The organism is Micromonospora sp. NBRC 107095 (genome assembly GCF_030269705.1).
Taxonomy (GTDB): domain Bacteria; phylum Actinomycetota; class Actinomycetes; order Mycobacteriales; family Micromonosporaceae; genus Micromonospora; species Micromonospora parva.
In genome coordinates this window covers 615,495-636,952 of record NZ_BSTU01000003.1, presented here as the reverse complement: position 1 = coordinate 636,952, position 21,458 = coordinate 615,495, and the positions used below count along the sequence as shown (strand labels likewise).

Here is a 21,458-nt window from a genome sequence, read left to right as displayed (position 1 = left end):
TCCCGGACTTCAGCGGAGATCATGTTTCCAGGCCGGGCGTGATCGAGACAAGGCGGCAACGCAGCAAAGTGGAGATAGTGAGAACTTGACTACACTGAGACAGTGGATACAGTGAGACAGTGACCGGATGCTCCTGGACTTCAGCACTCCCGAGGTATCCGGTCTGCCCGCCCTGAGGGAGTTCCATTGCAAGGCTTCGGCCCCCAGGGCGGGCTACTTCGGATCGCGTGGAGGCGCCGAACATGCCAATCGATGAACCGGTGTCCACGGCGACCGAGCTGTTCATGGCCAAACGGGTATTGGATGCTCACTGGACCAGGGCGCTCGACGAGCCGTGGCGGGCGGGCGGGTGCCTGGAGTGCCGGGGGCGCAGCGAATGCCGACAACTCGACTGGGCGCTGGCGCTCCTGGCGGAAATCGCCTCGGTCATGCTCCAGAAGCGGTGAATGATCCTGCCCGCGCTGCTGTGTTAGCCTCCGTGCGCGCCCCAGATGGGCCTACCCCCGGAGGTTCTGGCTACTTCAGCCACCACGCCGAGATCGACGCGTCGTCCGCGTCTCTCGTGCGGGATCCGGGGCGTCGGCGCCCTCGGGGCTCTGTCATCTGGGTGGCTGGGTGAACGCCGTGGGCCTCCGGTCGGGTCGTGGGATCGACCGGGAAGAAGACCGTACGCATGACAGTCACGTTCAACCACACCATCATCGCCAGCAAGGACAAGAGCGCCTCGGCCGCGTTCTACCGCGAGCTGTTCGACCTGCCGGAGGCCCCCTCGTGGGGGCCGTTCGCCAACGTGCGGTTGGACGATGGCGTGCTGCTCCAGTTCGCCGAGCCGCCGGTGGACATCCAGATGCAGCACCACGCGTTCCTCGTCGACGACGAGGTGTTCGTGCGGTGCCTGGCGTTCGTCGAGGGGCGTGGCATCACGTACTGGGCCGACCCGCAGCTGAAGCGGGAGGGGGAGACCAACACCGAGCACGGTGGCCGGGGCTTCTACTTCTTCGACCCGGCCGGCCACGCCATCGAGATCATCACGCGGCCGTACCTGTAGCGGGCCCGTCGACGGTCCAGACGCCCAGCTCCGGGGAGTAGCGGGCCCGCTCATCCTTGATCATCAGTCAGTCTCCTTAGTCCGAGCATGGCCCGGCGGCGTGCCTTCGCCGGGTCGGCGGCACGTCTGGTTAGTGGTGGCGCTCTCCGCCGGCTCCGGGGCCGGCTCCTCCTGGCCGCCGGCCAGCATGGCGCGGTGTCGGGCGGCGGCGTCCCGCTTCATCTGGGTCCGCAGTCCGGCGATTTGGGCGGGGAACTTCCCTGCCTGGGCGGCGGCCAGCATGGCCACGCGGCGGATCCTGGCCCGGGCGGCGTCCTGAGTGGTCACCAGTCCTCATCCTCTCCACGGAGGCGGGCCACGGCGGTAGGGGCGCTGATTTAGTCCCACTCACGAGACTCCCGCGTGCTCTAGCGCCAGTCCCAGGCGTGTGACGTGTCGTTACCTGAGGCCATGGCCAGAGGTGTGATGTTGATCAGCCTGCGGTGGTTGTCCTACATGGACCCTCAGGTCAGAGGCCGCCTAAGTTCCGAGCCGACCATGACGGACCTCTTGTCAAGACCCTCTGACGCACAGGCGGTCCGTCAGTCGCGAGAGGGGCATGAACAATACTTCGCCCCTGTGTAACGGACTTGCCACGCGTGGGTGGGGGAGGCCTTATGGTTACTTCCCAGCACAGACGGACCGTCAGTTGGTGGTTCGGATGGCGCAAGTGCCCCTCTGGCCGGCCGAGGGGCATCCGCCTCCGGCGTCACTGAAGGGCGGTGAAGTCCGTGCGCAAGAAGGGACGTCAAGTCCCATGTGCCCGGCACGATGAAGCTAAACAGCCTAAGCGTTCCGGCGAGTGGGTGGTGCCCGCGCTGCGGGTAATCGGCTACGCGCTATGGCTCGCGGCGACGTTGGCCGGGAAGGGATGCGCGCCCAGCTGACCCTTGGTCAACTGGGCCGCACCTTGCGGGGAGGCCTCCGCCTCATCGCCTCTGACAAGCAGGGGCGGGGGTCTCCCTCCGTCCACAACAGTGGACGAGCGTCCACCGTTGTGGACGACATCTACCGTTCGGCAGAGTACCGCCTGCTGTAGGTACACGGCACGGTGTTGGGTATTTATGCCGTCCGGTCCGGGTTCGCTACACCACCCGGCGCCCAGAAGGCGAGATCCTGCCGGGCGTAGAGTTCAGCGTTTCCGCTCTTGCCCCGTGACATGGACACCTTCCCGATTCGCCGCTGTAGTCGCTTCTTGCCCGCTTCGTACGACCAAGGTGCACCCGTTGGGGGAAGGGGCTGCGTCGTTCATCGAGGACGGACGGTGTCGGTTGTGGGTGAGGTAGTCCCGCTAGATGCGGATGCTGGTGACCAAACCGGCTTGCCGAGGTCACGCGCCGACGTTCGGCTCCCGCATAGCAGATCGGGGCATGATCAGGGCGTTGTCCACAGTGGGGTCGGTTGTCCACAGGACGGCGTCGTCACCCTCCACCGTCCCGGCCCCCGCCATAGCGTCGCGCTGTGTCGCACGACGAGGAGACAGAGGTACGCCAGCGCCTGCGCCGGCTGACGGAGGCGGCTGTCGCGCCGTCGCCCCAGCCGGCGGCGCTCACGGGCCTACCCCTGTCGTCCCTGGTCGGCCCGCCGCCCGCGGACGTGCTCGCTTCCCAGCCTGCCGCGCCGGCAGTGGAGCCGGCATCGGGCGGCCTCGCGGTTCCGCCCGAGTCGCGGTTGCCCGGCCCGGGGGCATTCGACCCCGGCCGGCGCGGTGTGCGGGCGTTGGCGGTAGTGGCCGCGGTGGTGGTGGTGGGTGCGGCCGGTTGGGCCTGGCAGGCCCGGCCACTGTCGGAGCCGGTCGCCCCGCTGCTCAACGACGCCGCGTCGGCCGCACCGTCCGATGGCCCCGGCGCGTCCGGCTCCGGCGAGGTGGTGGTGGCGGTCGCGGGCAAGGTCCGCAAACCCGGTCTGGTACGCCTCCCGGCCGGGTCCCGTCTCGCCGACGCGGTGCAGGCGGCCGGGGGCGCACTGCCCGGGGTAGACGTGGCGCTGCTCAACCCCGCCCGGAAGGTGACCGACGGCGAGCTGATCGTGGTCGGGGTGACACCACCGCCGGTGCCGGGCGGCGCGGCCGGGCCGGTGGCGGGCGGTGCGGCACCCGCCGCCGGGCCGCTGAATCTCAACACCGCGACCCTGGCGCAGCTCGACGCACTGCCCGGGGTGGGTCCGGTGCTCGCCCAACGGATCCTCGCCCACCGGGATCAGCACGGCGGGTTCACGTCCGTTGGCGACCTGCGCCAGGTCGACGGGATCGGCGATGCCCGCTACGAGCAGCTCAAGGATCTGGTGACGGTGTGAGCGGGTCCGCCGTCGACGCTGCCGCACCGGAGGTGGGCCAGGTTCCGTCCCAGCCGCCGGATCTGCGACTGGCTGGGCTCGCCGTGGCGGCCTGGCTCACCGCGCTCGCCGGCCTGCACCTCGGCAGCCGCGCCGTGCTGCTGGTGGCCGGCGCGGCGGCCGGGCTGACGGCGGTCGGTGCTGGGCACCTGCTCGGCCGCCTCGGCGGTCCGCGAGCCGTGGTGCGGCGTTACGGGTGGGTGGCGGTGGCGGTGGGCCTCGGCGTGGTCTGCGGTGGTGCGGCCACCGCCGCCCGGCTCGCCGTCCGCGACGCGCCGCCGATCCGGGCCCTCGCCGAGCAGCGGGCTCCGGTCACCGCCGACCTGGTCGTCCGGGACGATCCACGCCCGATCCGGAGCGCCGGGCGGCCGGGCATGTTGCTGGTGCCGACGCAGCTGGTCCGGCTCACCGGCCCGGACGGCCGGCGGATCCACGCGTCGGTGCGGCTGCTCGTGCTGACGACCGACCCGGCCTGGCGGGGCCTGCTGCCCGGGCAGCGCCTCACCGCCGACGGCCGGCTCGGCGTTCCGCGCGGTGGCGACCTCACCGCGGCGGTGCTGAGCACCAGCAGTCCACCGGAGCGGCACGGCGCGCCGTCCTGGGCGCAGCGTGCCGCCGGGGTGCTGCGTACCGGCCTGCAACGCGCCTGCGCGCCGCTGCCCGACGACCCCGGTGGGCTGCTGCCCGGTCTGGTGGTGGGCGACACCAGCCGGCTGCCACCCGCCGTCGAGGAGGACTTCCGAGCCACCGGGATGACCCACCTCAACGCGGTCTCCGGCTCCAACGTCGCGATCGTGGTGGGTGCGGTGTTGCTGCTGGCCCGGTGGGCACGGGCCGGTCCGTGGCTCGCCGCGGCGCTCTGTGGGGTGGCGCTGGTGGGGTTCGTCATCCTGGTCCGCCCGTCACCGAGCGTCGTACGGGCCGCCACGATGGGGGCGATCGGGCTCGCCGCGCTCGCCGCCGGTCGTCCTCGGGCGGCGCTGCCCGCGTTGGCTGCCGCAGTGACCGTGCTGGTGCTCGTCGACCCGGAGTTGGCCGGGGATCCCGGGTTCGCGCTCTCCGTGCTGGCCACCGGTGGCCTGCTGCTGCTCGCGCCGCGCTGGCGGGACGGGTTGCGGCGCCGAGGCGTACCACCGGGGCTGGCCGAGGCGCTGGCCGTGCCGGCGGCCGCCCAACTGGCCTGCGGCCCGGTCGTCGCCGGGATCTCCGGCACGGTGAGCGTGGTGGCGGTGCCCGCGAACCTGTTGGCGGTGCCGGCCATCGCGCCGGCGACAGTACTGGGCGTGCTGGCGGCACTGGTGTCGCCGATCTGGCCGGCCGGTGCCGGGTTCGTCGCCTGGCTGGCGAGTTGGCCGGCCTGGTGGTTGGTGCTCATCGCCCGGCAGGGGGCTCGGCTGCCGGGCGGCACCCTGCCGTGGCCGGGTGGTGTGCCCGGGGCTCTGCTGCTGACCGGGCTGACAGTTGCGCTGCTGATTGCGGTGCGCCGACCACTCGTCCGTCGGCTGGTGGCGGTGGTCGGTGTCGCCGCGGTGCTGGGTGCCCTGCCGGTGCGGCTGGTAGCCGCCGGCTGGCCGCCCGCCGGTTGGGTGGTGGTGGCCTGCGCGGTCGGGCAGGGCGACGCAGTGGTGCTTCCGGTCGACAGCGGCCGGGCCGTGGTGGTGGACGCCGGGCCGGAACCGGGTGCGGTGGACGGTTGCCTACGTCGGCTCGGCGTGCGGGAGGTGCCCCTGCTGGTGATCAGCCACTTTCACGTGGACCACGTGGGCGGGGTGGCCGGGGTGTTCCGGGGGCGGCGGGTGGGTGCCGTGCTGACGCCGTCATCGACGGACCCGGAGAGCGGCCGGGACCTGGTCCGGGCGGCGGCCGCCGGCGGGCGGGCCGCGCTGCTGAGCACCGTGGCCGGCGCTCGCCATCCCGTGGGCGGGGTCGACCTGCTGGTGCTCGGCCCGCCGTACCCGCTGGCGGGGACCAGATCCGACCCGAACAACAACTCACTGGTGCTGCGCGCCACGGTGGCCGGGGTGCGGATCCTGCTGGCCGGCGACGCGGAGACCGAGGAGCAGCACGCGATGCTGACCCGGGCGGCGCCCGGCCAGTTGAGGGCGGACGTGTTGAAGGTCGCGCACCACGGTTCGGCGTACCAGGACCCGGGCTTCCTCGACGCGGTGCGGCCGGCGGTGGCGCTCGTGCCGGTGGGCACTGGCAACACCTACGGGCACCCGAGCCCGGGGCTGCTCGCCCGACTGAACAGCGGCGGCGTCCGGGTGCTGCGTACCGACATGGACGGCGATGTGGCGGCGGTCCGAACGGGCAACGGTCTGGCGGTGGCCCGTCGAGGTCTGCCCGCGGGCCGGCAGCCCTGAGCCGCACTCCGATTCAATGAACGATTTGCGGACTAAGAAGGGAATCGAGTTAGATGTCTGGATTTGCACTGTGTGCGGGCTGCGCCGACCAAGCAGCGAATGAGCAGGCACGATCCCGCCCCAGGCCGTGCGAATATGGGCGACGTGACCCCCGCCAGCCTCGCCTCCATTCTGCTCGTCCTCGGTGACGAGGAGCTGCTCGCCACGCGCGCGGTCACCGAAGCTGTCGCGAAGGTTCGCGGCGTCGACCCCGAGGTGGACGTCCGCGAGTACCAGGCCAGTGCGCTCACCGTCGGTGAGATCGCCGAGATGCTCAGCCCCTCACTGTTCGGCGGGCGGCGGCTGCTGATCCTGCGCTCCGGCCAGGATGCCCGCAAGGACCTGGTCGCCGCGCTGTTGGCGTACGCGAAGAATCCCGACCCGGACGTCCAACTGCTGGTGCTGCACCTGGGCGGCGCGAAGGGCAAGGCGTTCGCCGACGGCCTGCGGGCGGCCGGCGCGACGGTGGTCCCGGCCGCCAAGCTCAAGGGGCACCGCGACCGGGTGGCCTTCGTTCGTGACGAGATCCGCCGGGCCGGCGGGAAGTGCACCGACGACGCCGCTGAGGCGCTCATCGCCGCCGTCGGCAACGACCTGCGCGAGCTGGCCGCAGCCTGCTCCCAACTGATTGCCGACACCGATGGGCGGATCAGCGCCGAGACGGTGTCCCGTTACTACCGGGGCCGGGTCGAGGTGACCGGCTTCACCGTGGCGGACGCCACAATGGTCGGTGACGTGCCGGCCGCGCTCGAGGCACTGCGCTGGGCCCTGCACGTCGGGGTCGACCCGGTGCCCATCGCCGACGCCCTGGCCGACGGGGTGCGGACGGTCGCCCGGGTGGCGTCGGCCGGGCGCGGCAGCCCGTACCAGCTCGCCAGCAGCCTCGGCATGCCCGCCTGGAAGATCGAGCGGGCGCAGCGGCAGGGGCGGGGCTGGACGCCGGAGGGACTGGTCCGGGCCATGCAGGTCGCCGCCGAGTGCAACGCGGCCGTCAAGGGCGGCTCCGACGACCGGGCGTACGCCCTGGAACGTGCGGTCTTCTCGGTTGCGGCGGCCCGGCAGGGCAGCGCCAGGTGACGGGGGCGAACCGCCCAGTGTGGGCCACCATGTCCGTTGACGAGGAGCGGTACCGGCCGCTCTACGCCCGGCTCCTCGGCCTGCGGTTCGTCAACCCCGGTGGCGTGCTGTGCTTCCTCTTCTTCGAGGGTGCCATCGCCCTGGCGGTCCTGCTCGCCCTCGCCGAGTTGGTCAGCTGGTGGGCGGTGCTGGTGCTACCGGTCGCGGTGGCGGTCATGGTCAAGCTCAACGACATGGTGGCCGCGGTCGTGGTCCGCTCCGCCGCGCTCGTACCCGAGCAGGAACGGGACCGGTTTCGCCGGCAGATGGAACCGGTGGTCGGCCGAGCCCGGGTGGAGTGGATCTCGCACAGCGTTCCCGGGGTGGTGATCACCGCCGACCCGCCGCCACCGCCCCGGCGGGCCAACCCGCCAGACTGAGCGCCGAACCCGGTCGGGGTCACGCACCGAACACGGCTTCGAGATCATCCGGGTGCTCCGCGAGGGCGGCACGCGTAGAAGCGCTTGCAGGAGGGTTGCCCGACCGGCACCTTCGCACCGTCCGCGCCGGCCGGCCCGGAGAAGCTCGGCCGACACCTTCGCGCCGTCCGCGCTGGCCGGCCCGGAGACGCCCGGCCGGCCGCTGGACACACGGAAGCCCCGGACCTGGGCCCGGGGCTTTCCGAATCAGTCTGACGGTGAAGTCGTCAGGCGGAGAGCGCCACCACGCGCTTTGCGATCGCGGACTTGCGGTTCGCGGCCTGGTTGGAGTGGATCACGCCCTTGCTGACGGCCTTGTCCAGCTTGCGAGAGGCGTCCAGCATGAGCGCGGTCGCCTTCTCGACGTCACCGGCCTCGGCAGCCTCGTGGAACTTCCGGACGGCGGTCTTCAGCGACGACTTGACCGACTTGTTGCGCAGCCGGGCCTTTTCGTTCTGCCGGTTGCGCTTGATCTGGGACTTGATGTTCGCCACGCGACAGCCTCGTCTTGATAGCTCGGGTTGGTCAGCTTATTGCGCGTGATGACGAACATGCGTCATCGCTGCGCGAAGAGCCAGGTTACCAGGTCGCCCGGGACGAGCCAAAACGGCTCGGTCCGAACGCGGTCCGCCCGGGTCGCGGGGCTCACCCGGACGCTCAACGCTTGATCCACTCGCCTTCCTGCAAACCGGGCTATCCGACCACGCCTGACAGCCCGACTTCAAAGAACCCGAGTCGATCACGAGCCGCCGGGCCGCCGGGGCCGCCGGGGCCGCCGGGCCGCCGGGCCGCCGGGCCGCCGGGGCCGCCGAGCAAGGCCGCCGTCATTGCCAGCCCTGGCGGTCGGCCAGCCAGCTGAGCGACTGCTCGCCGCTCCACCGCTGGTGCGCGCGCCGGTGCGGCGAGGCCGTGGGCGGTGCCGCCGCCGCGCCGGTGAGGTAGTAGCCGGCCAACGCGGCCAGGGTCGCGTCCAACGCGTCGGCGGGCGCGCCCGCGCACGCCGGGTGCGCGGCGAAGAGCCGGTCCGCGTCCAGCCCACTGGCGTACGCGGTGAGCAGCAGACCGGCCAGGTCGAACCAGGCGGGCCCGGAGCAGACCCAGGTCCAGTCGCAGAACCAGGCTCGGCCGTCCGACCCGATCAACACGTTGTCGAGCCGTAGGTCGCCGTGGATCAGGCCGGTCGCCCCGGCGGCGTACCGGGGGAGGAGTGACTCCAACTCCACCAGCTCGGGCAGCCGGGCCAGCAGCGGCGCGGGCAGTGGTGGGGCCGGCTCGCGACCGGCGGCGATCTCCTCCCACCAGAGGATGTCCGACCGGGCCAGGTCGGCCAGGCGCGGCAGGCCGAGCGCGGTCAGCTCGGCCGGCGGGTCGGCCAGGGCGGCGGCGACCTGCGCGTACCCGGTGAGGGTGGCGTCCAGCTCAGCGGGCACCCAGGGCAGGCTCGGGGTGTGCCCGTCGACGGCGTCGGTGCACAGCACGAACCAGCCGGCCGCGGAGAGGGTCCACCGGGGGCGGGGCGCCGGCAGGTCCACCGGCAGCCGGTCGAGGATCGCGGCCTCTCGGGCGTACCAGTCGACCAGATGCGGTTGCTCGGCGGCGGGTGCGGCCTTGACGAAGGCCCGAGCACCGTCGGCGGTGTCGAGCACGGCGGCGAACCCCCTGGTGAAGCCCGCGCCCGCGACCCGGGCGGTGACCACCGGCGCGCCGAGCCGGTCCGCGACCGCGGCCCGCAGCGCCGCCGGCAACGCCGGCCAGGACGGGCGCTGGGCGCTCGCGTGGTACGGCACCGGCGGCAGCTGGGGAAAGGACACCCCACCATGCTGCCCTGGGGTACGTGCACGACGCGCGGCGGCACTGCCAGACTGCCAAGCCATGAGGACCGAGGACTTCTGGCAGCTGATCGACGAGGCGCGGGCGGGCGGCGGTGGTGAGCCCGGCCCGGTCGCCGCGCGGGCCGTCGCGCTGCTCGCCGAGCGCGACCCGGAGGACATCATCGGGTACGCACGGCACCAGACGAGGGTGCTCGCCGCCTCGCACAAGGCGGATCTGTGGGGCGCGGCGTACCTGATCAACGGTGGCGCCTCGGCCGACGGCTTCGAACACTTCCGGGGCTGGCTGATGACGCAGGGTCGTGCCGTCTTCGCCCGCGCTGTCGCGGAACCGGACTCGCTGGCCGAACTGCCCCAGGTGCGGACGGCCTCGCTCACCGGCGAGGAGTTCTCCGCCGAGCAGATGCTCTCGGTGCCCTGGGACGCGTACCGCAGGGCCACCGCGAGCGAACTGCCGGCGAACCGTGACCCGGTGCGCACGCCCGACCTCAACGACTTCTGGGACTTCGACGACGAGGACGAGGCGCGCCGGCGGCTGCCCCGGCTGGCCGCGCTCTTCGTCGAGCCGCCGATGGAGTGAGGGGTTCTCGGGCCGATCCATCGCCCGCACAGTGGGGGCACCCCGGCGGCGTGGGAACATAGAGGGGGTCGGCGGCGCGCCGGCCTGTTCACGTCAGCCGACCAGAACGGACCGCTGTGCCACCGAAGCTCGATCCCGGCGCGAACGCCCCTGGTGCCACCGACCCCGGTCGCATCCGGAACTTCGGCATCATCGCCCACATCGACCACGGGAAGTCGACCCTGGCCGACCGGATGTTGCAGCTCACCGGCGTGGTCGACCCCCGGCAGATGCGCGCGCAGTACCTGGACCGGATGGACATCGAGCGCGAGCGCGGCATCACCATCAAGAGCCAGGCCGTCCGCATGCCGTGGACGATCCGCGAGGGTGAGCGGGCCGGCGAGCACGCCGTGCTCAACATGATCGACACCCCGGGGCACGTGGACTTCACCTACGAGGTGTCCCGGTCGCTGGCCGCCTGCGAGGGCGCTGTGCTGCTGGTCGACGCCGCCCAGGGCATCGAGGCGCAGACTCTGGCCAACCTCTACCTGGCCCTCGAGAACGACCTGCGCATCATCCCGGTTCTCAACAAGATCGACTTGCCGGCCGCGCAGCCGGAGAAGTACGCCGAGGAACTGGCCCACCTCATCGGCGGCGACCCCGCCGACTGCATCCGGGTTTCCGGCAAGACCGGCGAGGGCGTCCCGCACCTGCTCGACGAGATCGTCCGGCAGTTCATCCCACCGGTCGGCGACGCCGATGCGCCCGCCCGGGCGATGATCTTCGATTCGGTGTACGACGTCTACCGCGGCGTCGTCACCTACGTCCGGGTCATCGACGGCCGGATCAGCGCCCGCGAGCGGATCAAGATGATGTCCACCGGTGCGGTGCACGAGCTACTGGAGATCGGCGTCATCTCACCCGAGATGGTCAAGGCCGAGGCGCTCGGCGTCGGCGAGGTCGGCTACCTGATCACCGGCGTGAAGGACGTCCGGCAGTCCCGGGTCGGTGACACTGTCACCATCAACAGCCGGCCGGCGGCCGAGCCGTTGGGCGGTTACAAGGACCCGAAGCCGATGGTCTACTCCGGCCTCTACCCGATCGACGGGTCCGACTACCCGAACCTGCGCGAGGCGTTGGACAAGCTCAAGCTCAACGACGCCGCGCTGGACTACGAGCCGGAGACCTCTGGCGCGCTCGGCTTCGGCTTCCGCTGCGGCTTCCTCGGCCTGCTCCACCTGGAGATCATCCGGGAGCGGCTGGAGCGGGAGTACAACCTCGACCTGATCTCCACCGCCCCGAACGTCGTCTACCGGGCGATCACGGACGACGGCGCGGAGATCGTCGTGACCAACCCGAGCGAGTACCCCACCGGTAAGATCGCCGAGGTGTACGAGCCGGTGGTCCGGGCCACCGTGCTGACGCCGAACGACTACGTGGGCGCGGTCATGGAGCTGTGCCAGGGCCGGCGCGGCACCCTGCTCGGCATGGACTACCTCTCCGCGGACCGGGTGGAGCTGCGCTACACGCTGCCTCTCGCGGAGATCATCTACGACTTCTTCGACCAGCTGAAGAGCCGCACCAAGGGCTACGCGTCGCTGGACTACGAGCCCTCCGGCGAGCAGGCGTCCGACCTGGTGAAGGTGGACATCCTCCTGCACGGCGAGCCGGTGGACGCGTTCAGCGCCATCGTGCACAAGGACAAGGCGTACAACTACGGGGTCACCATCGCCGCCAAGCTGCGCACGCTGATCCCGCGCCAGCAGTTCGAGGTGCCGATCCAGGCGGCCATCGGCAGCCGGGTCATCGCCCGGGAGACCATCCGGGCGATCCGCAAGGACGTGCTCGCCAAGTGCTACGGCGGTGACATCAGCCGTAAGCGCAAGCTGCTGGAGAAGCAGAAGGAAGGCAAGAAGCGGATGAAGATGGTCGGCCGGGTCGAGGTGCCGCAGGAGGCCTTCATCGCCGCCCTCTCCTCCGAGTCCGGCGACGGCAAGGCCGCCGGCAAGAAGTAGGTCACGACGCCGTACGCGCCCGGGTGCCACCCACCCGGGCGCGTCGCGTTTCAGGGCGTCGCGGTCGCCCCGGAGGCCGGTCGCCTCGCAGGCCGGTCGCCCTGGAGGTCGCAGTCGCCCCGGAGGTCGCAGTGGCCCCGCAGGCCGCGGACGTTAGCGACTGCACCGTCTCCGCTCGCCCCGAGATACGGGGTGCGGGGTGCTTCGTGCTGGGAGCGTCGGCGCCGTGATGGGCGGGTGCGACCGCCGGTGCGGCGATTTTTTCCGTCGCTGTCGTGCTGTCGGTGGGTTGACGAGACCGCTTCCTACCTGTGTGGACGCACTCACGTGCCAATCGACGCGCCACTGGAACATCGACGGGTGACGCTTTTCTTCGGGGTGAGTCGGTTTGGGTTTTCGGGGGTCCGGGCATTTAGCCGTCACGACAGGAAGCACACACCTCGTGTGTCAGACATTCTTAGAAGGAGGGCGACCGTGGAGTTCACCGTGTGGGGCATCATCACTGCGATCGTTGTTGGTCTCATCGTCGGCGCGCTCGGCCGTCTGGTCGTCCCGGGCCGGCAGAACATGCCGATCTGGCTGCACATGCTGATCGGTATCGGTGCGGCGCTGCTGGGCACCGTTCTGGCGCGGGCCATCGGTATCGCGACCGAGACGAGCGGTGTGGACTGGGGCGAGCTGCTGGTGCAGGTCGTGATCGCGGCGATCGCTGTCGCGCTGGTGGCCGGTGTGGGTGGCCGCCGCCGCGTGACCCGGTAACACCACGGCACCAACCCTTATCAGCGAAACCGTCGATGGGCGCCCGGCCGACAGGTCGGGCGCCCATCGACGTTCCGCCCGCTCCCGGTGGGCGTCCCCGCCGTGCCACGCCGCAGCCCGTTTCGGAGATCTTGGACAGTTTCCGTTCGCGCTGAACGGAAACTGTCCAAGATCTCTGGTCAACTTCGGCCGCCGAACGACCACATCGCCCAATGCGACGACATCGGCGACCTCTTGGTGAACGTGGCCGGTGCTCGGTCCCGGGGCTGGGGTTGGAGCCGGGGCTGGGGTCGAGCCGGGCCGGTGGCCGGGAATGGTCCCCATGGCCCGGGGCCCCAGGGGTCCGTGGTCCCGGTGCCCTGGTTGTCCCGGTGCCCTGGTCGTCCCGGTGCCCTGGTTGTCCCGGTGTCCAGGTGCCCGGTGTCCCGGCCCCTGGGGTCCGTGGCCCGGTGGGCTGGTCGGCGGGGTGGTTGGGGGCCTGCGGTGGAACGTGCTCCTGTTGGCCGGATCGTGATCGTTTGGTGAGTGAAGTCGGTTTGGAATTTCGGTGGGTCGGGCAATTAACGGTCACGACAGGAAGCACACGCACCGTGTGTCAGACATTCTTGAAGGAGGGTGGCCGTGGAGCTCACCGTGTGGGGCATCATCACTGCGATCGTTGTTGGTCTCATCGTCGGCGCGCTCGGCCGCCTGGTCGTTCCGGGCCGGCAGAACATGCCGATCTGGCTGCACCTGCTGATCGGTATCGGTGCGGCGCTGCTGGGCACCGTCCTGGCGCGGGCCATCGGCATCGCGACCGAGACCAGCGGTGTCGACTGGGGCGAGCTGCTGGTGCAGGTCGTGGTGGCCGCGATCGCTGTCGCGCTGGTGGCCGGCGTGGGTCGCCGCCGCAGCATCACCCGATAACGACCCGGCATCATCTGGTAACACCCCACCACGCGGTGGGACAGCACGACTCGAAAGAGCGCCCGGCCACGCCGGGCGCTCTTTCGTGTTGAAGCGCCCAACTTTGGCCCGACGTCGGAGTGCCTGCCGGTGGGGCGCTGCGGTACGTTCGCCACGCTTCGGCCAGCGCCACCCACTGTCGTAAAGGAATTCTCCGTACTAGGGTGCGGCGGAGAAGGTTAGCTTCAGGCGGCACGAGGGGAGAAGTGGCGTGAACAGGTGGAAGCGGTTGGCCCCGGTCACCGCCATGGTGGCCTCGGCCGCGATGGTGCTGACCGGCTGTGGGGGCTCCGGCGACGACGCGGCCGACGACAGCAAGCTCACGGTCTGGATGATGGGCGAGGGCGGGGACGCGCAGAATTCCTTCCTCGACGGGGTCGAGGCCGAGTTCCGTCAGAAGCACCCCGACACCGATGTGGTCGTGCAGTACATCCCCTGGCTGGAGGCGCCCAAGAAGTTCCAGGCCGCGCTCGCCGGGGGCGAGGGACCGGACATCACCGAGCTGGGCAACACCGAGACTCAGGGGTGGGCCGCCCAGGAGGCGCTCGCCGACGTGAGCAGCCGGATGGGTGGCTGGGCGGACGGCAAGGACCTGCTGCCCGACCTGGTGCGCAACGCGCAGCTCGACGGCAAGCAGTACGGCGTGCCCTGGTACGCGGGTGTGCGGGCCATCTACTACCGCACCGACTGGTTCGCCGAGGCCGGCGTGCAGCCCCCGAAGACCTGGGACGATCTGGTCAGCGTGGCCAAGGCCGTGCAGGCGAAGAAGAAGGGCACCTACGGCATCGCCCTGCCGGGCAACTCCGAGCTGCCCTTCTACTCCTTCCTCTGGGGGGCCGGCGGTGAGATCGCCAGCAACCAGGGCGGCACCTGGAAGTCCGGCTACACCACGCCGGAGGCGCAGCGGGCGGTCAAGTTCTGGACCGACCTGGTGACCGTCCACAAGGTGGCCCCGCCGGCCGCCGCGGGCTGGAACGAGATCGACGCGCGTACCCAGTTCGCCACCGGCAAGGCCGCGATGGCCTTCGCCGGCAGCTGGCAGCAGGGCGCCATCAAGAAGGACAACCCCGAGATCGAGAAGGTCTGGGGCACGTTCCCCATCCCCGGCCCGGACGGCAAGGCGGCACCCGGTTTCGCCGGTGGGTCGGACGTGGCGATCTGGAAGGACAGCGAGCGGCAGGACCTGGCCTGGGACTACCTGACCGTGCTGCTGAACAAGAAGAACGCGCAGAGCTTCGCGAGCAGCCTCGGCTTCTTCCCGGTCTACCAGGATCTGGTGTCCGGTGACGCGTACGCGAACGACAAGGTGATGGCGGCGTTCGCCACCACCATGCAGAACACCAAGCTCACGCCGCTCACCCCGAAGTGGGTGGAGGTCAGCCGGACGAAGACGGTGACCCAGGCGATGAACAGCTCGGTCATGAAGGGTCAGAAGACGGTCGAGAAGGCCACCGCCGACGCGGCCACTGAGATGGAAAGCATCCTCAACGCCAAGTGACCACGCTGACCGAGGTGCCGGAGACGGCCGCCGCGCGGGAGACCCCCGCGCGGCGGCGTCGCCGGGTGGACCGCCTGCCCTACCTGCTGCTCCTGCCCGCCCTGCTGATCATCGGGGTGCTGCTGCTCTGGCCGCTCGGCCAGGTGGTGGTGATGTCCTTCTACCGGTTGAACAGCGTCCGGCAACTACGCGGCGACCGGGAGTGGCCGTGGGTGGGGCTCGGTAACTACACCGACATCCTCTCCGATCCGTTCTTCCTGACCGTGCTGCGCAACACGGTGCTGTTCGCCGCGGCCAACGTGCTGCTCACGATGGTGCTCGGCACCCTGGTGGGGTTGCTGCTCAACCGGCTCGGTCGCAAGATGGCGACGTTCGTGGCGAGCTGCGTGATGCTCGCCTGGGCCACGCCGGCGCTGACCGGCACCATCGTCTGGAAGTGGATCTTCGACGACACGAGCGGCCTGGTCACGTGGTTGTTCAACGCGTTGCCGGACGGCCTCTCGAACGGCCTCTTCGGGCGCAGCGACTGGACCGGCTACGGCTGGTTCAACTCGCCATTGCTCTTCTTCGCCATCCTCACGCTGGTGGTGGTCTGGCACTCGTTCCCGTTCATCGCGGTGAGCGTGCTCGCCGGGCTCAAGAGCGTGCCGAGTGAGCTGCACGAGGCGGCCCGGGTGGACGGCGCCAGCCCGTGGCGGGTCTTCTGGAAGATCACCTTCCCGTTGCTGCGCCCGGTCTTCGGAATCCTGATCGTGCTCTCCACGATCTGGGACTTCAAGGTCTTCACCCAGCAGTTCGTGCTGGCCGGCGGCACCCAGGACCGGCCGACGTTCATGCTCGCCATCTACTCGTACGCCGAAGCTTTCTCTCCGCCGCCGAAGTACGGGCTCGGCGCGGCCATCGCGGTCATCCTCACGCTGATCCTGCTGGTGGTCACCGGCTTCTACGTACGCATGGTGCTCAGGCAGGAGGACGAGTCGTGAAGAAGGTCGCCCTCAACGGCGCCGGGCTGCTGGTCGCGCTCTTCGCGGCGTTCCCGGTCTACTGGATGATCTCCACCTCGCTGAAGCCGAGCCGGGAGATCTTCTCGTCCACCCCGCAGCCGGTGCCGACCCACCCGACGCTTGAGCACTACCGGGAGATCCTGACCGGCAACCTGATCCCCGGCGTCAGCTTCCTCGACTTCTTCCTCAACAGCGCACTCGTCGCGGTCTCGACAGTGGTCCTCAGCGGTCTGGTGGCGTTGCTCGCCGCGACAGCTGTGGCCCGGTTCCGCTTCAAGCTCCGGACCAGCTTCCTGATCATGCTGCTGGTGGTGCAGATGATCCCGCTGGAGGCGTTGGTCATCCCGCTGTTCCTGATGATCCAGCGGCTCGGGCTCTACAACACCCTGCCCAGCCTGATCCTCACGTACCTGGGTTTCTCGCTGCCGTTCGCGGTCTGGATGCTGCGCGGCTTCGTCGCGGCGGTGCCGAAGGAGTTGGAGGAGGCGGCGGCGATCGACGGGGCGAGCCGGGCCCAGACCTTCCGCCGCGTGCTCTTCCCGCTGGTCGCGCCCGGCCTGGTGGCCACCAGCATCTTCTCCTTCATCACCGCGTGGAACGAGCTGATCTTCGCGTTGACGTTCATCAACGACCAGGGCAGCTACACGCTGCCGGTGGCGATGACCTTCTTCTTCGGTCGCGACGACACCAACTGGGGGCCGGTGATGGCCGCCTCCACCCTGTTCACGCTGCCGGTCATCATCTTCTTCCTGCTGGTGCAGCGACGGATGGTCTCCGGCCTGGTGGCCGGTGCCGTCAAGGGCTGAGGGCCGCCCTCGGTACCGGTGGACGATCTTGAGGGCGGGTCGACCCGCTGGCCCCCGCTAGGCTGACCGTCATGACGGGCAGGGTGGCAGCGGTGAACCTCGGCGTGGTGACCGAGGCGGAGTGGGCCGGCGACGCGAGCGGGCGCAGCGGCATCGACAAGCGGCCGGTGGACGCACCTGTGCTGTTCCGCGTCGACGGGGTGGTTGGCGACTTCATCGGCGAGCGGGCCCACCACGGGGGCGAGGACCAGGCGGTCTACGCCTACGCGGAAGAGGACGCCGCCTGGTGGGCCACCGAACTGGGGCGCGGTATCGGGCCTGGCGGCTTCGGCGAGAACCTCACCACGTACGCGGTGGACCTGACCGGCGCGGTGATCGGTGAGCAGTGGCAGGTCGGATCGGCAGTGCTCCAGGTGACCAAGCCGCGCACCCCCTGCACCACGTTCGCCGGGTTCTGGGGCGTACCCGATCTGATCAAGCGGTTCACCGTGCGGGCGTCGCCCGGGGCCTACCTGCGGGTGCTGCGCGAGGGGGAGGTGGGCCCGGGTGACCCGGTCGAGGTGGTGGACCGGCCGGCGCACGGGGTGACCATCGGCGAGGTGTTCCGGGCCACCAGCCTGGAGCCGGAGCTGCTGCCCCGCCTGCTGGAGGCACCCGACCTGCCGGAGTCCATCCGGGACAAGGTCCGCCGGCGTCTCGCCACCCGTAGCTGACATCGAGAGCCTAACCGCCCACCCGGTGGAACGCCCCGTTCCGTTATCACTATCGATAGTGATAACGTTCGGTTGTGGAGATGTCGAGAGAACGCTGGGCGGACCTGGCGCTGCACCCGGTGCGGATCCGGATCCTGCGGGCGGTCGCGGGCACGCGCCTGACCACACAGGGCCTGCTCGAGCTGCTGCCCGATGTCCCACAGGCCACGATGTACCGGCACCTGGCGATCCTGGTGAAGGCCGGGCTGGTCGAGGTGATCGATGAACGCAGAGTGCGCGGTGCCGTCGAGCGGGTGTACGCGTTGCCCGCGCGCGGCGCCACGCTCGATCCCGCGGCCCTCGCCACGGCTACGCCGGAGGACCACGCCCGTTACTTCACGGCGTTCATGTCGAGCCTGCTGTCGGAGTTCTCCCGCTATCTCGCCCGGGAGCGGATCGACTTCACCGCCGATGGCGTGGGCTACCAGCAACTCGTGCTGCACCTGACCGACGCCGAACTGGGCGAGTTCGCCGCCGGGCTCAACGCACTGGTGGGCCCGTTGCTCGGCAACCAGCCCGGCGGCGGGCGGATACCGCGACTGTTGGCGACCGTTCTGCTGCCCACCGATCTGCCGACGGCCGACAGGCGCGCACCCGCGTCGACTGACGAATCCGACACGACGAGAGGGGAAGAGTGATGGCATCGGTCATGGTGACCAACGATGTGATCGACATTCGGTTCACCGGATGGGAGCGGGTCTGGGTCGGGCGGGAGCAGTTCGCACCGCCCCTCACCGCGGTGCGGCAGGCCGCCCTGGTGGACAACCCGCTCCGCCTGGCCCGTGGCGCCCGCCGCGGGTACGTGGTGTCCGGCTTCGCGAAGATCGGAGTGTGGGGCCTGTACGGCGGTCCTCGGCAGCTCGTGGCGGCCCGCCGGGCGGAACCAGGGCTGCACCTCGTCCTGGACCGGGCGGCGGCCGGCGGCGAGTTCGACGAGGTGGTGCTCTCCAGCCCTGCCGCGCCGGGCCTCGTGGAGACGATCACGCGTGCCATGGCGGCCCGCGCGTGACCGGCGACCACCTCGCGATCGAGGTGTCGCGCCTGACGAAGCGCTTCGGTGACGTCACCGCCGTGAATGATCTGAGCTTCACCGTGCGGCCCGGCGTGATCACCGGGTTCCTCGGCCCGAACGGCGCCGGCAAGACCACCACGATGCGCATGATGACCGGGCTGGTGTCGCCGACCGGTGGCACCGCCACGATCGGCGGGCGGCCGTACGGCCAACTGGCCCGGCCGTCGCGCACGGTCGGCGCCGTGTTCGACGCCAACGCGTTCCACCCTGGACACACCGCCCGTGACCACCTGCGCGTCTACGCCGCGATGGGCGGATACCCGGACAGCCGCGTCACCGACCTGCTCGACCTGCTCGGCCTCGCCGAGGCTGCACACCGGCGCACCCGAGGATTCTCCACGGGCATGCGACAGCGGCTCAACCTCGCCACAGCGTTGCTCGGCGACCCCCGCGTCCTGCTGCTGGACGAGCCCGGCAACGGCCTGGACCCGGAAGGCGTGTCATGGCTGCGCGGCTTCCTGCGTCAGTTCGCCGACGAGGGTCGCACCGTCCTGATCTCCAGCCACGCGCTCGGCGAGATCCAGCAGCTCGTGGATGACGTCGTGGTGATCCGGCGTGGCGAACTCGTCGCCGCCGGGCCCTGGTCCCGGCTCGCCGGCCCGCCGGCGGTGCTGGTCACCTCACCCGACGTGGACGCGCTCGCTGCCGTCCTGACGGCCGCCCCGGCCAACGGCGGCCCGGCACCGCACGTCGAGGCCGTCGGGCCCGACCGGCTGCGGGTACGGGGGCTGGACGCGCCGGTCATCGCCGACCTCGCCGCCGCCCATCACGTGCGGGTGCACGAGCTGGTCGTCGAGACCACCAGTCTCGAAGAACTCTTCCTCCACCTCACCAGGGACAAGGCGGTCAACTGATGAACCTCCTGATCAGAGCAGAGTTCCGCAGGCTGCTGGCCACCCGAATGTGGGGCGGCCTACTGCTCACCGCGGCTGCGCTGGGCGGCGGCATGTTCGGGGCCATGGCGCTGGCGGGGCCGGAGAACTTCGACCCGCCGATGCCCGGTCTGGACACCGAGGCCGGCCTCCGCGCGATCCTCGGCATCCTCGGCTACACCGCGTTCGTGCCGGCCGCAGCCGGGGCCCTCGCGGTCACCTCCGAGCACCGACACCAGACCGCTGCGGTCACCTTCCTGTTCGCGCCGCGCCGCGGGCGGGTGCTCACCGCCAAACTCGCCACGTACGTGGTGGTCGGTCTCGCCTACGGGCTCGTCCTCGCGGGCACCGCCGCGGTGGCGCTGTTCGTCGTCGCTGCCGCCCGCGGCGTCCCACTCGGTCTGCCCGCCAGCACAGTGCTGGCGCTGCTCGGCCGTATCGCCGTCGCGATGGTGGTCTACCTGCTCCTCGGGGCCGGGGTGGGCGCCCTCGTCCACCACCAGATCGCGGCGCTGTGTGTCGTGACCGGCTATCTGTACGTGGGGGAGCCGGTGCTGATGATGATCCCGGGTGTCAACACGCTGTACCCGATCCTGCCCGGCGGAGCCACCGCCGCGCTCACCGATTTCACCTATGTCGCCGACGCCATCTCCGCGGAACTCGGCAGCGGCGCCGTCCACCTCCTCCCACCAGGGGCCGGCGCTCTCCTGCTCACCGCGTACGCGGTGGCCGCCTCTGCGATCGCCGTGTTGCTGCCCCTGCGCCGGGACGTCAACTGACCGTCCCGTGCCGCCGGGACGACACGCCAGTGCCCGGTGGCCCGGAAGCGGATACGGAACGGCCCCCGCCAACGGTGGCGGGGGCCGTTCTCAGACGCAGGTGATCAGCGCAGCCAGGGGATGCTGCGGTCGAGCAGACCGCGCTCCTTGAGCTCCTTGCGCAGCGGGATCTCGTCGTCGACGTACCCGTCCCAGTTGATGCCCCAGTAGTTGGCGGTGTGGGTGCCCTCACCGATCAGCTGGCGCTGGACCGGGGTGCGGTTGCGGTACCACTCGCCGTTCACGTCGGGGTGCAGCTCGTCCAGCGGACGGATCCACCGGTAGGTGTAGCCGACGAAGAGCATCTTGCGGGTGATGGTCGACAGGTTCGTCGAGCGGGAGTGCCACTGCCGGCGGTCGAAGATGAAGGCGTCGCCCGGGTTGGCGGTGATCTCCACCGTGCCCTCCGGGTCCGGGTTGTGCACGCTGAGGTCCTTGGGACGGTCCAGCGAGTTCCACAGGTGGCTGCCCGGGATGACCTTGGTGGCGCCACGGCCGGTCTCGGAGAGGTCCGACAGCACGTACGCGACCTTCAGCGAGAACATCGGCCGGGGCAGGTTCGGGTCCATCGTCTCCGGGTCGGAGTTCTGCCGGTACCCGTCCTGGTGCCAACCCCAGTACGGCTTCTCCGGCTCGGCGGCCGGCGGGGTGACGTCCAGGTGGTTGTGGTGGGTGTAGATGTTCCAGCCGGCCAGCCCCCACATGTACGGGAAGGCGATCGGGTGGGTCAGCAGCTCACCGAAGAGCTCGTCGCGCTCCAGGAAGCCCAGCAGGTGCAGGGTGCCGTCCTTCTTGGTGGTGCCCTTCGCCTGCTCCTCGGCGTAGACGCGGTCGACCGCCGCCTCCAGCGCCGCCCGGTGGTCCTCGGTCAGGACGTTGCGCAGCAGGAGGAAACCCTGCTCGTGGAACTCCTTGCGGTCAATGTCGCTGATCGGTTCGTAACCGGTCCGGTCGCCGTAATCGAACACCGCGTCGTACCCCTCCCCATGAGGTGAAACCTTTTCTGGCACAGGCCGCCGATCGTAACGCGGTGGCCCAGGCATCGGGGAGGGTGTGTTGGGGGATTGGGCCGCAGCGGGACCCCACGCAGCGAGAGAAACGCACAGAGTGAGATCAAGGCGATCAATAGCCGGATTTCATGCATATTGCCGGATTGTGCGGTCACTGCCGG

At 70.5% G+C, this 21,458-nt stretch carries 22 protein-coding genes; 18 read left to right on the top strand and 4 right to left on the bottom strand.

Annotation, left to right across the window (positions count from 1 at the left end; all coding sequences use genetic code 11):
* The first annotated feature begins 242 nt into the window (after positions 1–242).
* Together QSK15_RS19770 and QSK15_RS19765 are read left to right on the top strand one after the other, a co-directional pair.
* Entirely contained in the window at positions 243–446 is a 204-nt protein-coding gene (locus tag QSK15_RS19770; RefSeq protein ID WP_285795604.1) for a hypothetical protein, read from the top strand.
* Positions 447–673: 227 nt separating this feature from the next.
* Positions 674–1,048, top strand: coding sequence for a VOC family protein (locus tag QSK15_RS19765; RefSeq protein ID WP_285795603.1), 375 nt, complete (start codon positions 674–676; stop codon positions 1,046–1,048).
* Positions 1,049–1,111: 63 nt separating this feature from the next.
* Here the strand turns inward: QSK15_RS19765 and QSK15_RS19760 are convergent, their stop codons facing one another.
* Complete coding sequence (locus QSK15_RS19760; RefSeq protein ID WP_285795602.1) at positions 1,112–1,375, bottom strand: hypothetical protein; 264 nt, start codon at positions 1,373–1,375, stop codon at positions 1,112–1,114.
* Between the two features lie 1,173 nt (positions 1,376–2,548).
* On the opposite strand from QSK15_RS19760, the gene QSK15_RS19755 reads away from it, so the two are divergent.
* The 4 genes from QSK15_RS19755 (at position 2,549) to QSK15_RS19740 (ending at position 7,319) form a co-directional block, all read left to right on the top strand.
* Positions 2,549–3,382: a ComEA family DNA-binding protein gene (locus QSK15_RS19755; protein ID WP_285795601.1), complete on the top strand. Its 834-nt coding sequence runs from the start codon at positions 2,549–2,551 to the stop codon at positions 3,380–3,382.
* On the top strand, positions 3,379–5,784 hold the full coding sequence (locus QSK15_RS19750; protein WP_285795600.1) for a ComEC/Rec2 family competence protein: 2,406 nt from the start codon (positions 3,379–3,381) through the stop codon (positions 5,782–5,784). Before QSK15_RS19755 ends, QSK15_RS19750 begins: the two co-directional genes overlap by 4 nt.
* A gap of 135 nt (positions 5,785–5,919) precedes the next feature.
* Positions 5,920–6,900, top strand: a complete 981-nt coding sequence (gene holA / locus QSK15_RS19745; protein WP_285795599.1) for a DNA polymerase III subunit delta — start codon at positions 5,920–5,922, stop codon at positions 6,898–6,900.
* 29 nt (positions 6,901–6,929) lie between these two features.
* Positions 6,930–7,319: a hypothetical protein gene (locus tag QSK15_RS19740; RefSeq protein ID WP_285795598.1), complete on the top strand. Its 390-nt coding sequence runs from the start codon at positions 6,930–6,932 to the stop codon at positions 7,317–7,319.
* 266 nt (positions 7,320–7,585) lie between these two features.
* On the opposite strand, the gene rpsT is transcribed toward QSK15_RS19740, so the two are convergent.
* Together rpsT and QSK15_RS19730 are read right to left on the bottom strand one after the other, a co-directional pair.
* The gene (gene rpsT, locus QSK15_RS19735; RefSeq protein WP_030336508.1) at positions 7,586–7,852 is read right to left on the bottom strand and encodes a 30S ribosomal protein S20; all 267 of its coding nucleotides are present in this window, start codon (positions 7,850–7,852) and stop codon (positions 7,586–7,588) included.
* Between the two features lie 330 nt (positions 7,853–8,182).
* Positions 8,183–9,169, bottom strand: coding sequence for a phosphotransferase family protein (locus tag QSK15_RS19730; RefSeq protein WP_285795597.1), 987 nt, complete (start codon positions 9,167–9,169; stop codon positions 8,183–8,185).
* A 61-nt stretch (positions 9,170–9,230) separates the two neighbouring features.
* Between QSK15_RS19730 and QSK15_RS19725 the strand changes: the two genes are divergently transcribed.
* From QSK15_RS19725 to QSK15_RS19670, 12 genes are all read left to right on the top strand, one after another.
* The gene (locus QSK15_RS19725) at positions 9,231–9,767 is read left to right on the top strand and encodes a DUF4240 domain-containing protein (RefSeq protein ID WP_285795596.1); all 537 of its coding nucleotides are present in this window, start codon (positions 9,231–9,233) and stop codon (positions 9,765–9,767) included.
* Between the two features lie 116 nt (positions 9,768–9,883).
* Positions 9,884–11,761: a translation elongation factor 4 gene (gene lepA / locus QSK15_RS19720; RefSeq protein WP_285795595.1), complete on the top strand. Its 1,878-nt coding sequence runs from the start codon at positions 9,884–9,886 to the stop codon at positions 11,759–11,761.
* A gap of 474 nt (positions 11,762–12,235) precedes the next feature.
* Positions 12,236–12,520 (top strand): GlsB/YeaQ/YmgE family stress response membrane protein, encoded by a 285-nt coding sequence (locus QSK15_RS19715; RefSeq protein WP_279520387.1) that lies wholly within the window; start codon positions 12,236–12,238, stop codon positions 12,518–12,520.
* A 621-nt stretch (positions 12,521–13,141) separates the two neighbouring features.
* On the top strand, positions 13,142–13,426 hold the full coding sequence (locus QSK15_RS19710) for a GlsB/YeaQ/YmgE family stress response membrane protein (RefSeq protein WP_279519895.1): 285 nt from the start codon (positions 13,142–13,144) through the stop codon (positions 13,424–13,426).
* 250 nt (positions 13,427–13,676) lie between these two features.
* Complete coding sequence (locus QSK15_RS19705; RefSeq protein WP_030336500.1) at positions 13,677–14,963, top strand: sugar ABC transporter substrate-binding protein; 1,287 nt, start codon at positions 13,677–13,679, stop codon at positions 14,961–14,963.
* Positions 14,960–15,946 (top strand): carbohydrate ABC transporter permease, encoded by a 987-nt coding sequence (locus QSK15_RS19700; RefSeq protein WP_285795594.1) that lies wholly within the window; start codon positions 14,960–14,962, stop codon positions 15,944–15,946. The genes QSK15_RS19705 and QSK15_RS19700 overlap by 4 nt, the downstream gene beginning before the upstream one ends.
* On the top strand, positions 15,943–16,773 hold the full coding sequence (locus tag QSK15_RS19695; protein ID WP_279519897.1) for a carbohydrate ABC transporter permease: 831 nt from the start codon (positions 15,943–15,945) through the stop codon (positions 16,771–16,773). The genes QSK15_RS19700 and QSK15_RS19695 overlap by 4 nt, the downstream gene beginning before the upstream one ends.
* A gap of 71 nt (positions 16,774–16,844) precedes the next feature.
* Positions 16,845–17,486: an MOSC domain-containing protein gene (locus QSK15_RS19690; protein ID WP_285795593.1), complete on the top strand. Its 642-nt coding sequence runs from the start codon at positions 16,845–16,847 to the stop codon at positions 17,484–17,486.
* 80 nt (positions 17,487–17,566) lie between these two features.
* The gene (locus QSK15_RS19685) at positions 17,567–18,163 is read left to right on the top strand and encodes a helix-turn-helix domain-containing protein (RefSeq protein ID WP_285795665.1); all 597 of its coding nucleotides are present in this window, start codon (positions 17,567–17,569) and stop codon (positions 18,161–18,163) included.
* Complete coding sequence (locus QSK15_RS19680; RefSeq protein ID WP_285795592.1) at positions 18,163–18,534, top strand: hypothetical protein; 372 nt, start codon at positions 18,163–18,165, stop codon at positions 18,532–18,534. Before QSK15_RS19685 ends, QSK15_RS19680 begins: the two co-directional genes overlap by 1 nt.
* The gene (locus QSK15_RS19675; RefSeq protein ID WP_285795591.1) at positions 18,531–19,451 is read left to right on the top strand and encodes an ABC transporter ATP-binding protein; all 921 of its coding nucleotides are present in this window, start codon (positions 18,531–18,533) and stop codon (positions 19,449–19,451) included. The genes QSK15_RS19680 and QSK15_RS19675 overlap by 4 nt, the downstream gene beginning before the upstream one ends.
* Positions 19,451–20,248, top strand: coding sequence for an ABC transporter permease (locus tag QSK15_RS19670; RefSeq protein WP_285795590.1), 798 nt, complete (start codon positions 19,451–19,453; stop codon positions 20,246–20,248). Before QSK15_RS19675 ends, QSK15_RS19670 begins: the two co-directional genes overlap by 1 nt.
* A gap of 104 nt (positions 20,249–20,352) precedes the next feature.
* On the opposite strand, the gene QSK15_RS19665 is transcribed toward QSK15_RS19670, so the two are convergent.
* Positions 20,353–21,255, bottom strand: coding sequence for a phytanoyl-CoA dioxygenase family protein (locus QSK15_RS19665; RefSeq protein WP_030336481.1), 903 nt, complete (start codon positions 21,253–21,255; stop codon positions 20,353–20,355).
* Positions 21,256–21,458 lie beyond the last annotated feature (203 nt).